Annotated in this window: 10 protein-coding genes and 1 tRNA gene; 8 read left to right on the top strand and 3 right to left on the bottom strand. The window is 67.4% G+C overall.

Translation table 11 applies throughout. The annotated features are described in order from the left end of the window. Positions 1 to 599 precede the first annotated feature (599 nt). The 5 genes from ACP4J3_RS26250 to ACP4J3_RS26230 all read left to right on the top strand — a co-directional run bounded on the left by ACP4J3_RS26250 (position 600) and on the right by ACP4J3_RS26230 (position 6,306). Positions 600 to 1,829 (top strand): branched-chain amino acid ABC transporter substrate-binding protein, encoded by a 1,230-nt coding sequence (locus tag ACP4J3_RS26250; RefSeq protein WP_426538497.1) that lies wholly within the window; start codon positions 600 to 602, stop codon positions 1,827 to 1,829. Positions 1,830 to 1,950: 121 nt separating this feature from the next. Then, positions 1,951 to 2,880 (top strand): branched-chain amino acid ABC transporter permease, encoded by a 930-nt coding sequence (locus ACP4J3_RS26245; protein ID WP_426538496.1) that lies wholly within the window; start codon positions 1,951 to 1,953, stop codon positions 2,878 to 2,880. 23 nt (positions 2,881 to 2,903) lie between these two features. After that, the gene (locus tag ACP4J3_RS26240) at positions 2,904 to 4,715 is read left to right on the top strand and encodes a branched-chain amino acid ABC transporter permease (RefSeq protein WP_426538552.1); all 1,812 of its coding nucleotides are present in this window, start codon (positions 2,904 to 2,906) and stop codon (positions 4,713 to 4,715) included. 5 nt (positions 4,716 to 4,720) lie between these two features. After that, positions 4,721 to 5,593: an ABC transporter ATP-binding protein gene (locus tag ACP4J3_RS26235; protein ID WP_426538495.1), complete on the top strand. Its 873-nt coding sequence runs from the start codon at positions 4,721 to 4,723 to the stop codon at positions 5,591 to 5,593. Next, positions 5,590 to 6,306, top strand: coding sequence for an ABC transporter ATP-binding protein (locus ACP4J3_RS26230; RefSeq protein ID WP_426538494.1), 717 nt, complete (start codon positions 5,590 to 5,592; stop codon positions 6,304 to 6,306). The genes ACP4J3_RS26235 and ACP4J3_RS26230 overlap by 4 nt, the downstream gene beginning before the upstream one ends. An 81-nt stretch (positions 6,307 to 6,387) precedes the next feature. Here ACP4J3_RS26230 and ACP4J3_RS26225 read toward each other — a convergent pair whose 3' ends face one another. Next, complete coding sequence (locus ACP4J3_RS26225; RefSeq protein WP_426538493.1) at positions 6,388 to 7,044, bottom strand: ANTAR domain-containing response regulator; 657 nt, start codon at positions 7,042 to 7,044, stop codon at positions 6,388 to 6,390. A 102-nt stretch (positions 7,045 to 7,146) separates the two neighbouring features. Here ACP4J3_RS26225 and ACP4J3_RS26220 point away from each other — a divergent pair. Further along, positions 7,147 to 7,219: transfer RNA gene (locus ACP4J3_RS26220), tRNA-Leu, on the top strand. 51 nt (positions 7,220 to 7,270) lie between these two features. Continuing rightward, positions 7,271 to 8,005 (top strand): helix-turn-helix domain-containing protein, encoded by a 735-nt coding sequence (locus ACP4J3_RS26215; RefSeq protein WP_426538492.1) that lies wholly within the window; start codon positions 7,271 to 7,273, stop codon positions 8,003 to 8,005. 55 nt (positions 8,006 to 8,060) lie between these two features. Here ACP4J3_RS26215 and pyk read toward each other — a convergent pair whose 3' ends face one another. Next, the gene (gene pyk / locus ACP4J3_RS26210) at positions 8,061 to 9,497 is read right to left on the bottom strand and encodes a pyruvate kinase (protein WP_426538491.1); all 1,437 of its coding nucleotides are present in this window, start codon (positions 9,495 to 9,497) and stop codon (positions 8,061 to 8,063) included. A 145-nt stretch (positions 9,498 to 9,642) separates the two neighbouring features. Continuing rightward, positions 9,643 to 10,359: an SIMPL domain-containing protein gene (locus ACP4J3_RS26205; protein ID WP_426538490.1), complete on the bottom strand. Its 717-nt coding sequence runs from the start codon at positions 10,357 to 10,359 to the stop codon at positions 9,643 to 9,645. Between the two features lie 188 nt (positions 10,360 to 10,547). On the opposite strand from ACP4J3_RS26205, the gene ACP4J3_RS26200 reads away from it, so the two are divergent. Next, positions 10,548 to 12,362, top strand: coding sequence for a bifunctional metallophosphatase/5'-nucleotidase (locus ACP4J3_RS26200; RefSeq protein ID WP_426538489.1), 1,815 nt, complete (start codon positions 10,548 to 10,550; stop codon positions 12,360 to 12,362). Positions 12,363 to 12,373: the final 11 nt, after the last annotated feature.

Here is a 12,373-nt window from a genome sequence, read left to right as displayed (position 1 = left end):
GGGCGAGGCGCCCGAGACCCGCGCGAGCGTCAACTCGCCCTCCCCGTCGGCGACGCCGCCCGCACAGCTGTGCAGGCAGATCATCGGATACTGGGGGCGCCGCGCCGAGCAGCTGATCGACCGGCGGGCGGGCGAGTTGCGTGCGCGGCGGTATCGGCAATGCCCGATTCCCCCAATTCCCCTTTCACATTTGTAACTCTGTGTAATACGCCTGCAATGGGAAGCGGAAATTCCGGCGCGGTGATCACCTGGCACGCGAGGTGCCGGATGTCCCTTCGGCGACCTCCGGCAACCATGGGGGTAATCACCAAAACCTGTGAACACTCGTGAAGAAGCTACGCGCGAACGCTGCGGTTTCTCACCATGCGGACAGGGCGAATCGGCTGGAAATCCGCTCTTCCCCCCACGGAGTACCGCTCTGTGCTACCCCGTGTCATAACAAGAGCGTCACAGCCTTGGTCAGAGCCTCCTCCATGTTCCCCGCGCGCGCTTAGAGTCACCGCCAGTCACCGAGCTTCCGGATTCGAAGTCACTTCGACCCAGCGCTCGACTCGGCGCGTTCCACGGGGAACCGCCGTGCCAGGGAAAGGACCTGATTCGTGCGTCAACGTTCGATCATCGCCATAACCGCCGCGCTCGCGGCGGGATCGCTGACACTCACGGCTTGTGGGTCGCGTGACGACGACGGCGGCAGCAGCAACGGCGACAAGACCACAGTTGTGATCGGCCTCGACGCTCCGCTGACCGGCGACCTGTCCGCACTCGGCCTTGGCATGCGCAACTCCGCCGACCTGGCCGTCAAGACGGCCAACAAGGAGGAGTTCGTCAAGGGCGTCGAGTTCAAGCTCGAGCCCCTCGACGACCAGGCGCAGCCCCAGGTCGGCCAGCAGAACGCCCAGAAGTTCATCAGCAACAAGGACGTCCTCGGTGTCGTCGGCCCGCTGAACTCCAGCGTCTCGCAGCAGATGCAGAAGCCGTTCAACGACGCCGGCCTGACCCAGATCTCCCCCGCCAACACCGGTACGGAGCTGACCCAGGGCGACGGCTGGAAGACCGGCAACTCGGTCCGCCAGTTCAAGACGTTCTTCCGCACGGCCACCACGGACGAGATCCAGGGCGCCTTCGCCGCGGACTACCTCTTCAACAAGGCCAAGGTCAAGAAGGTCTACCTGATCGACGACCAGAAGACCTACGGCGCGGGCCTCGCCGCCTCCTTCAAGACGAACTTCACCAAGTTCGGCGGCCAGATCGTCGGCACCGACCACATCAACCCCGACGACCGTGACTTCAACGCCGTGGTCGCCAAGATCAAGAAGACCGGCGCCGAAGCCCTCTACTACGGCGGCGAGTACCCGGCGGCCGCCCCGCTGAGCCAGCAGCTCAAGGACAGCGGCCAGAACATCCCGTTCATGGGCGGCGACGGCATCTACTCCGGCGAGTTCCCGAAGCTGAACAAGAAGGCCGAGGGCGACCTCGCCACCTCCGTGGGCAAGCCGGTCGAGCAGCTCGACTCCGCCAAGACGTTCATCAAGAACTACGAGGCGGGCGGCTACGAGGACGCCTACGAGGCCTACGGCGGCCTCACCTACGACGCCACCTGGGCCCTCATCGAGGCCGTCAAGCTGGCGGTCGAGGGCAACGACGGCAAGGTCCCGTCCGACGGCCGCAAGGCGGTCCTGGACGCCATGAGCAAGGTCAAGTTCGACGGCGTCACCGGCACCATCTCCTTCGACGAGTTCGGTGACACCACGAACCACACGATGACCGCGTACAAGGTCAAGAACAACGCTTGGGCGCCCGAGTACAGCGGCGAACCCAAGCTCGGCTGACGAGGACGAGTGACGAGTAGCGAGCCCTCCTACCTCACACATTGATCCAGGCCGCGCGGGAAGCGCCCACCAGCGCTCCCCGCGCGGCGCCATATCCGAACCACTCCACGGAGGCCCTGCGGTGAACGAACTGCCGCAACAGCTGGCCAATGGACTCATCCTCGGCGCGATGTACGGACTCATCGCGATCGGCTACACGATGGTCTACGGCATCGTCCAGCTCATCAACTTCGCCCACGGCGAGATCTTCATGGTCGGAGGCTTCGGGGCCCTGACCGTCTGGCTGGTGCTTCCCGAAGGCTTCGGCCTCGGCGCCGCCGTACCGCTCATGATCATCGGCGGCGTCCTCGTCTCCGTCGCCGTCGGCATGGGGGCGGAACGGTTCGCCTACCGCCCGCTGCGCGGCGCACCACGGCTGGCCCCCCTCATCACCGCCATCGGCCTGTCCATCGTCCTCCAGCAGGCCGTGTGGATGTGGTACCCGGACGCCAAGAAGGACCACCCCTTCCCCCGGTTCCAGGGCAGCTCCATCGACGTCCTCGGCGCCAACATCCAGCGCGGTGACCTCTTCGTCCTCATAGCCGCCCCGCTGTGCATGCTCGCCCTCGGCCTCTTCGTCACCAAGACGCGCTCCGGCCGCGGCATGCAGGCCACCGCCCAGGACCCCGACACGGCCAAGCTGATGGGCATCAACACCGACCGCATCATCGTCATGGCGTTCGCCATCGGCGCCGCGTTCGCCGCCGTCGCCGCCGTCGCCTACGGCCTGAAAAACGGTCAGGTCGGCTTCCGCATGGGCTTCCTGATGGGCCTGAAGGCCTTCACCGCCGCCGTGCTCGGCGGCATCGGCAACATCTACGGCGCCATGCTCGGCGGCATCGTCCTCGGCGTGGCCGAGTCCCTCGCCACCGGCTACATCGGCGAGATCCCCGGCATGGACCTCTTCGGCGGCGGCGCCTGGAAGGACGTATGGGCGTTCAGCCTGCTCATCCTCGTCCTGCTGTTCAGGCCACAAGGCCTGCTCGGCGAACGCGTCGCGGATCGGGCGTGATACCCATGACCACCGAAACCCCCATGGACAAGACCACCGGCACCACCGAGGCGTCCACCGCCCAAGCCCCGCCGATCGTCCCGCTGCCCCAGACCGTGGCACGCGTACTGACCCTCGCCGGCTCCGCCCTCGCCCTCATAGGCACCTTCCTCGCCTGGACCTGGACCAAGGAGTTCCCCGGCAACCTGACCGTCACCGGCTACCCGGGCGGCCTTCAGGTCCTCACCCTCATCGGCTCCGTTCTCACCTTGCTGTTCGCCCTCTCCGGCTACGGCATCCGGGGCTTGGGCTGGCTCACCCCCGGCGGCAAGAACAGCCCCGTCCTGCTCGCCGCCCTCGGCGTGCTCGGCACCACCGGCTACGCCATGGGCGCCATCAGCCAGGAACTCGGCGGCCTCGTCAACCTCGAGCCCGGCGCCTGGGTCTCCGGCATCGGCGCCCTCATCGCCGTCATCGGCGCCCTCGGCCTCCCGGCCGACCAGCCCTACGGCGCGGCCGAACCGGACCCCAGCCTGTGGGGCCGTATCCGCCACTCGCTCACCGCCCCCGACCCCGGCCGCGCCAAGGAACTGCCCTCCTGGGCGGAGATCCTGATCATCGCCGTCGGCTTCGGCATCGGCCTGTACGTGTTCGCCTACGGCATCGGCACCGAGTACTCCGAGCTGTTCATCGGCTTCCTGATCATCGCGGCGTTCGGCGTCACCGCCGTCACCCGCGCCGGTCTGCTCAAGCGCCTGTCCGCACTGACCGCCAAGCACCGCAACGTCACGCTCACGGCGGCGTTCGTCGCGGCGATCTGCTTCCCCTTCACCCAGACCAACGACCAGTTCGCCCTCATCGGCGCGAACATCCTGATCTTCGCCACGGTCGCCCTGGGCCTCAACGTCGTCGTCGGCCTCGCCGGCCTGCTCGACCTCGGCTACGTCGCCTTCCTCGGCGTCGGCGCCTACGCCGCCGCCCTGGTCTCCGGCTCCCCGGCGTCGACCATCGGCGTCCAGTTCCCGTTCTGGGCGGCCGTCCTCACCGGCGCCGCCGCCTCGCTGATCTTCGGCGTGGTGATCGGCGCCCCGACCCTGCGGCTGCGCGGCGACTACCTCGCCATCGTGACGCTCGGCTTCGGTGAGATCTTCCGCATCACCATGAACAACCTGAACGGCAACAGCGGCCCGGACGTCACCAACGGCTCCAACGGCATCCCCCAGATCCCCGACCTGGAGATCCTCGGATTCAACCTCGGAGTCCCGCACGACGTCCTCGGCCACGAGCTGACCCGCTCGGCCAACTACTACCTGCTGATGCTGCTGTTCACGGCCATCGTCGTGATGGTCTTCCGCCGCTCGGCGGAATCCCGCATCGGCCGCGCCTGGGTCGCCATCCGGGAGGACGAGACCGCCGCCACCGCGATGGGCATCAACAGCTTCCGCCTCAAGCTCCTCGCCTTCGCCCTCGGCGCCGCTCTCGCCGGCCTCGCCGGCACCGTCCAGGCACACGTGTCCTACAGCGTCTCCCCCGAGCAGTACCAGTTCGCCGGCCCCGTGCCACCGAACTCGGCGTTCCTGCTCGCCGCCGTCATCCTCGGCGGCATGGGCACCATCAGCGGCCCGCTGATCGGCGCCGCCCTGCTCTACCTGATCCCGGCCAAGCTCCAGTTCATGGCGGAGTACCAGCTTCTCCTCTTCGGCCTCGCGCTGATTCTGCTGATGCGCTTCCGCCCCGAGGGCCTGGTCGCCGACCGCAGGAAGCAGCTCGAATTCCACGAGACCGGACAGCTCGACGTACCGGAGGACAAGCCATTGCCCGAAGGCGCGACCGGCGTCGCCAAGGCAGGGGCGTGACCGCCATGACCACCACCACGACCGCACCCACCAGCACCGCGGTGCTCGACGCCAGCGGTGTCACCATGCGCTTCGGCGGCCTGACCGCCGTACGCGACGTGAACCTCACCGTGAACACCGGCGAGATCGTCGGCCTCATCGGCCCCAACGGCGCCGGCAAGACGACCTTCTTCAACTGCCTCACCGGCCTGTACGTACCGACCGAGGGCAAGGTCGCCTACAAAGGCACCGTCCTGCCGCCCAGGCCGCACCTGGTCACCCAGGCCGGCATCGCCCGTACCTTCCAGAACATCCGGCTCTTCGCCAACATGACCGTTCTGGAGAACGTACTGGTCGGACGGCACACCCGGACCAAGGAAGGCCTCTGGTCCGCCCTGCTGCGCCTGCCCGGCTTCAAGAAGGCCGAGGACGCCTCACGCGAGCGGGCCATGGAACTCCTTGAGTTCACCGGCCTGGCCGCCAAGGCCGACCACCTCGCCCGCAACCTGCCCTACGGCGAACAGCGCAAGCTGGAGATCGCCCGGGCGCTGGCGAGCGAACCCGGTCTGCTGTTGCTGGACGAGCCGACCGCCGGCATGAACCCCCAGGAGACCCGGGCGGCGGAGGAGCTGATCTTCGCCATCCGGGACCAGGGCATCGCCGTCCTCGTCATCGAGCACGACATCCGGTTCATCATGAACCTCTGCGACCGGGTCGCCGTGCTGGTCCAGGGCGAGAAGATCGTCGAGGGCCCCGCCGAGGTCGTCCAGTCCGACGAGCGCGTCATCGCCGCCTACCTGGGCACGCCCTTCGAGGGCGCGCCCGGCAAGGAGGAAGCCGCCGAAGTCGAGGCTGCGGAGGCCGACGCGCACAGCACCACGGAAGGGGACGACCAGTGACCGCACTGCTCGAGGTCGAGGACCTCAGGGTCGCCTACGGCAAGATCGAGGCCGTCAAAGGCATCTCGTTCAAGGTCGAGGCAGGCGAGGTCGTCACCCTCATCGGCACCAACGGCGCAGGCAAGACCACCACACTGCGCACCCTGTCGGGCCTGCTGCAGCCGACGTCCGGCCAGATCAAGTTCGACGGCAAGTCCCTGAAGAAGGTCCCCGCCCACAAGGTCGTCTCGCTGGGGCTCGCCCACTCCCCCGAGGGGCGGCGCATCTTCCCCCGTATGACCATCGAGGACAACCTCCGCCTCGGCGCGTTCCTGCGCAACGACAAGGAGGGCATCGAAAAGGACATCCAGCGCGCCTACGACCTGTTCCCCATCCTCGGGGAGCGCCGCAAGCAGGCCGCGGGCACCCTGTCCGGCGGCGAGCAGCAGATGCTCGCCATGGGACGGGCGCTGATGTCCCGGCCGAAGCTGCTCATGCTCGACGAGCCCAGCATGGGTCTCTCCCCGATCATGATGCAGAAGATCATGTCGACCATCCAGGAGCTGAAGTCCCAGGGCACCACGATCCTGCTCATCGAGCAGAACGCCCAGGCCGCGCTCTCCCTGGCCGACCACGGCCATGTCATGGAGGTCGGCAAGATCGTCCTCTCCGGCACCGGGCAGGACCTGCTGCACGACGAGTCGGTACGGAAGGCCTACCTCGGCGAGGACTGATCGCCTGCGCATACGGGTGAGGCCCGCGCCCCCTGCCGGGGGCGCGGGCCTCTCTCATGCGCTGGGCGTGGGCGCCGGGGGTCAGCCCTTGGCAGCCTTCTTCTCCTCGGCATCCTGGATAACAGCCTCGGCGACCTGCTGCATCGACATCCGCCGATCCATGGACGTCTTCTGGATCCACCGGAACGCGGCGGGCTCGGTCAGCCCGTACTCGGTCTGGAGAATGGACTTGGCCCGGTCGACGAGCTTGCGCGTCTCCAGACGCAGAGTGAGGTCGGCGACCTCCTTCTCCAACTCCTTCAGCTCCGTGAACCGCGAGACGGCCATCTCGATCGCCGGCACCACGTCACTCTTGCTGAACGGCTTCACCAGATACGCCATGGCACCGGCGTCCCGGGCCCGCTCGACCAGGTCGCGCTGCGAGAACGCGGTCAGCATCAGCACCGGGGCGATGGACTCCTCGGCGATCTTCTCGGCCGCGGAAATGCCGTCCATCTTCGGCATCTTCACATCGAGGATCACGAGATCGGGCCGGTGCTCACGCGCCAACTCGACGGCCTGCTCACCATCACCGGCCTCACCGACGACGGTGTACCCCTCTTCCTCAAGCATCTCTTTGAGATCGAGCCGGATCAGCGCCTCGTCCTCGGCGATGACGACACGGGTCGTCAGCGGAGGCACGTGCGACTTGTCGTCGTCGGGCGCGTCTACGGGCTGGGGCGACTCGGGGGCGGTCACGGGGGCTCCTCGTTCAGGGGCAGGGGTGCTGCTGACAAGAGCCTACCTAGCTGCGGTAAGGTGGGGGCACGGCGGGTAACCACCAACCTTCGCTTTGAAGGGGCCCCGGTAGCCCAGCGGAAGAGGCAATGGATTCAAAACCCATACAGCGTCGGTTCGAATCCGACTCGGGGCACTTTTCCTTGGTTTCCAAGGTCACCGCAAGAAAGCGGATGTCCACGTTCTCGTGAACATCCGCTTTTTGCTGCGTGTCGTCGCCCAGGGCCGCAGCCTGAATGCAGTAAGCCGAGAGACGGGTATCTCACGTGCCGCGATCCGCTCTTGGCAGTACCGCCTCGAGCCCCTGCCCCGCATGGCAACTCCGGACCCTGGGCCACCTGCTGACGATTGCGCGTACGCCTACCTGTTGGGCCTCTACCTGGGCGACGGCTGCACCAGTGCGCACCCACGCAGCACCGGCTTCTATCTCCGAATCGCGTGCGCCGATGCGTGGCCCGGGCTCCTTCTCCAGTGCTGCGAGGCCATCACGAAGGTCCGTCCCGGTATCGGCGTCTACACCCTTCAGAAGCAGGGATACGCGATGGTGACCAGCTACTCCCGGCACTGGCCCGCTCTCTTCCCCCAGCACGGACCGGGCAAAAAGCACGAGCGCGCCATCACCCTCGCCCTCTGGCAGCGGGGAATCGTCGACGCGCACCCTTGGGAATTCATCCGAGGCCTCATCCACTCCGACGGCTGCCGTATCACGAACTGGACGACCCGCCTCGTCGCAGGTGAGCAGAAGCGCTACGAGTATCCGCGCTACTTCTTCACCAACCTGTCAGCTGACATCATCCGACTCTTCACCGAGACGCTGGACGCCGTGGGGGTCCAGTGGAAACAAGCGAACGACCGCAACATCTCCATCGCCCGCAAAGCCTCCGTAGCCCTGATGGACACCCACGTAGGCCCCAAGCACTGACCGACCACACCGCAAAGGGCCCCTCCTCAAGAACTGAAGAGGGGCCCTGCGCCGACTACTTGGGACTGTCGTCCTCCCCGATGTGATGCACCCGCACCATGTTCGTCGAGCCCGACACTCCCGGAGGCGAGCCCGCCGTGATGACGACCGTGTCGCCCTTCTCGCAGCGGCCGTACCTCAACAGCAGCTCATCCACCTGGTCGACCATCGCGTCCGTCGACTCCACATGCGGCCCGAGGAACGTCTCCACACCCCACGTCAGATTCAGCTGCGACCGCGTCGCCGGTTCCGGTGTGAAGGCCAGCAGCGGGATCGGCGAGCGGTAGCGGGACAGGCGGCGGGCCGTGTCGCCGGACTGGGTGAAGGCGACCAGGAACTTGGCGCCCAGGAAGTCGCCCATCTCCGCCGCCGCACGAGCGACCGCACCGCCCTGCGTCCGCGGCTTGTTGCTCTCGGTCAGGGGTGAGAGGCCCTTGGCGAGGATGTCCTCCTCGGCCGCCTCGACGATCTTCGCCATGGTCCGGACCGTCTCGATGGGGTACTTGCCGACGCTCGTCTCGCCGGACAGCATCACCGCGTCCGTACCGTCGATGACCGCGTTGGCGACGTCGCTCGCCTCCGCGCGCGTCGGGCGGGAGTTGTCGATCATCGAGTCGAGCATCTGCGTCGCCACGATCACCGGCTTGGCATTGCGCTTCGCCAGCTTGATGGCGCGCTTCTGGACGATCGGGACCTGTTCCAGGGGCATTTCGACGCCCAGGTCACCACGCGCGACCATGATGCCGTCGAACGCGGCGACGATGTCGTCGATGGCCTCCACCGCCTGCGGCTTCTCCACCTTGGCGATGACGGGGAGGCGGCGGCCCTCCTCGTCCATGATGCGGTGGACGTCCTCGATGTCGCGGCCGGAGCGCACGAAGGACAGCGCGATGACGTCGAAGCCGGTGCGCAGCGCCCAGCGCAGGTCGGCCTCGTCCTTCTGCGACAGGGCGGGGACCGAGACCGCGACGCCCGGGAGGTTCAGGCCCTTGCTGTCGGAGATCATGCCGCCCTCGACCACCGTGGTGTGGACGCGGGGGCCGTCGACGGAGGTGACCTCCAGGCAGACCTTGCCGTCGTCGACGAGGATGCGTTCGCCGGGGGTGACGTCGGCGGCGAGGCCGGAGTAGGTGGTTCCGCAGCTTTCCCGGTCGCCCTGGACTCCCTCTTCGACGCTGATGGTGAAGGTGTCGCCGCGTTCAAGGAGTACAGGTCCTTCGGTGAAGCGGCCGAGGCGGATCTTCGGGCCTTGAAGGTCGGCGAGCACGCCGACACTGCGCCCGGTCTCGTCGGAGGCCTTTCGCACGCGCTGGTAGCGCTCCTCGTGGTCGGCGTGGCCGCCGTGGCTGAGGTTGAAGCGGGCGACGTCCATTCCGGCGTCGACCAGTGCCTTTATCTGGTCGTACGAATCGGTGGCGGGGCCCAAGGTGCAGACGATTTTCGCTCGGCGCATGTTTCGACTCTATGACCTACCGGCGGGTAGGGAATTGGTCCGGCATGACTGCTCAACGACCTTTGCGTGAAGGGTTATTGACAAGTGTTGAATTGTGCGGCAAGGCGCTCCGATGAGCGTTCGAGAGCGCCCCGCCCGGGTGGTCTCACAGTTGCGGCGGTGTCATCGTGAAGCGGGCGTTGACCCGGGCGTAGACGTGCTGCCGCTGGGGTTCGAGGTCGAGCGGGGCCGCGGCGGTGTCCTCGGCGGCGTCGTAGGCCATGGAGCGCATACGGCCGCCGGCGGCCTGCGGATAGGGCGTTGCTGGGTGCTCCGCGCCGATGTCGGCGAGTTCCACCAGCGCGGCCAGGGAGGCCCCGAGCGCCTCGGCGTACTCCCGCGCGCGCTGCACGGCCTCCCGTACCGCCTGCTGCCGCGCCTCGCGGTGGGCCGGCGAGTCGGGGCGCAGCGCCCACCAGGGGCCGTCCACGCGGGTGAGGTCCAAGTCGGCCAGGCGGGTGGTGAGTTCGCCGAGCGCGGTGAAGTCGGTGAGTACGGCGGTGATGTGGACGCGGCCGTGGTAGGCGTGGATGCGTTCGCCGCGGCCTTTGTCCTTCAGTTCCGGGCTGATGGAGAAGGCGCCGGTCTCCAGGCGCTCGACCGCGTCACCGTAGGTCTTGATGAGGTCGAGGACGGCGGCGTTGCGGCGGGTGAGGTCGTCGAGGGCGGCGCGGCGGTCCTTGCCGCGGGAGGCCACGCTGACGCCGATGCGGGCGATCTCGGGGTCGACCTCCAGACGGGCCTCGCCGCGGACGGCGATGCGCGGGGCGTCGGGGGTGCCGTAGGGGACGGCCGGCTGAAGTTCCTCTGAAGGGGCGGTCATACGTCCCACTCTGTCATCGCTTGCTTGGGTACGGTCCCTGACTCGGTCATCAGATCGAAACCTCTGGGGTCTGGTTCCGGTCGCCATGGTCAGGTCAGAATCTACGCGCGTTGTTGACCATGCGCGTTGTTGACCATGCGCGTTGTTGACCATGCGCGTTGTTGATCATTTGCCCGGGAGAAGCACTCATGCCGTTGAACCGCCGCAAGTTCCTGAAGAAGTCCGCCGTGACCGGAGCGGGGGTGGCGCTCGCCGGAGCGGCGGCTCCGACGGCGCAGGCGGCTGAAGCGGCGGAGGCCACGACGACGGCCGAGAAGTGCGCCAAGCGGTACTCGCTGACCGTGATGGGCACCACCGACCTGCACGGTCACATCTTCAACTGGGACTACTTCAAGGACGCCGAGTACACCGACGCAGCCGGCAACGCGCAGGGGCTCGCGCGGGTGTCGACGCTGGTGAACCAGGTCCGGGAGGAGCGGGGCCGGCGCAACACCCTGCTGATCGACGCGGGCGACACGATCCAGGGCACCCCGCTGACGTACTACTACGCCAAGGTGGACCCGATCACCGCCCAGGGCGGCCCGGTGCACCCGATGGCGCAGGCGATGAACGCCATCGGCTTCGACGCGGTGGCGCTCGGCAACCACGAGTTCAACTACGGCATCGAGACGCTGCGCAAGTTCGAGGAGCAGTGCGACTTCCCGCTGCTGGGGGCGAACGCGCTGGACGCGAAGACGCTGAGGCCCGCCTTCCCGCCGTACTTCATCAAGAGGTTCCGGGTGCCGGGTGCGCCGCCGGTCAAGGTCGCCGTCCTCGGTCTGACCAACCCGGGCATCGCGATCTGGGACAAGGCCTATGTGCAGGGCAGGCTGACCTTCCCGGGCCTGGAGGAGCAGGCGGCGAAGTGGGTGCCGAAGCTGAAGGCGATGGGCGCGGACGTGGTGATCGTCTCGGCGCACTCCGGCTCCTCGGGCACGTCGTCCTACGGTGACCAGCTCCCGTACATCGAGAACTCGGCGGCGCTGGTGGCGCAGCAGGTGCCGGACATCGACGCGATCCTGGTCGGCCACGCGCATGTGGAGATCCCGGAGCTGAAGGTCACGAACGAGAAGACCGGGAAGACGGTGGTGCTGTCGGAGCCGCTGGCCTACGCGGAGCGGCTGTCGCTGTTCGACATCGAGCTGGCCTTCGCCAAGGGACGCTGGTCGGTCGAGAAGGTCGCCGCGTCGGTGCTCAACTCCAACGCGGTCGCCGACGACCCGAAGATCACCAAGCTGCTCACGGACGAGCACGAGAAGGTCGTCGCGTACGTCAACCAGGTCGTCGGCACCGCGACCGCGACGCTCACCACGGCCGAGGCCCGCTACAAGGACGCCCCGATCATCGACCTGATCACCAAGGTCCAGGAGGATGTCGTCAAGGCGGCGCTGGCGGGCACTCAGTACGCCTCGCTGCCCGTCATCGCGCAGGCGTCGCCGTTCTCGCGCACCTCTCAGATCCCGGCGGGCGAGGTGACGATCCGGGATCTGTCGAGCCTGTACGTGTACGACAACACGCTGGTCGCGAAGTTGATGACGGGCGCGCAGATCAAGGCGTACCTGGAGTACTCGGCCGAGTACTTCGTGCGGACCACCGCCGACGCGGCCGTCGACGTGGACAAGCTGACCAACGCGGGCAACCGCCCGGACTACAACTACGACTACGTGTCCGGGCTGTCGTACGAGATCGACATCGCGCAGGCGGCGGGTTCGCGGATCAAGAACCTGGCCTACGGCGGTGCCCCTCTCGACGACGCGCAGAAGTTCGTGTTCGCGGTGAACAACTACCGCGCCAACGGTGGTGGCGCCTTCCCGCATGTGGCGTCGGCCCAGGAGCTGTGGTCGGAGTCGACGGAGATCCGTACCCGGATCGCGGAGTGGGTGACCGAGAAGGGCGTGTTGGACCCGAAGGAGTTCGCGTCGGTGGACTGGAAGCTGACGCGGGACGGTACGCCGGTCTTCTAGCGCGGGTCGGT

It is taken from the genome of Streptomyces sp. UG1 (assembly GCF_049974585.1).
Lineage (GTDB): Bacteria > Actinomycetota > Actinomycetes > Streptomycetales > Streptomycetaceae > Streptomyces.
Note: the sequence above shows the minus strand (reverse complement) of the source record. Positions and strands in the feature narration are given on the sequence as shown.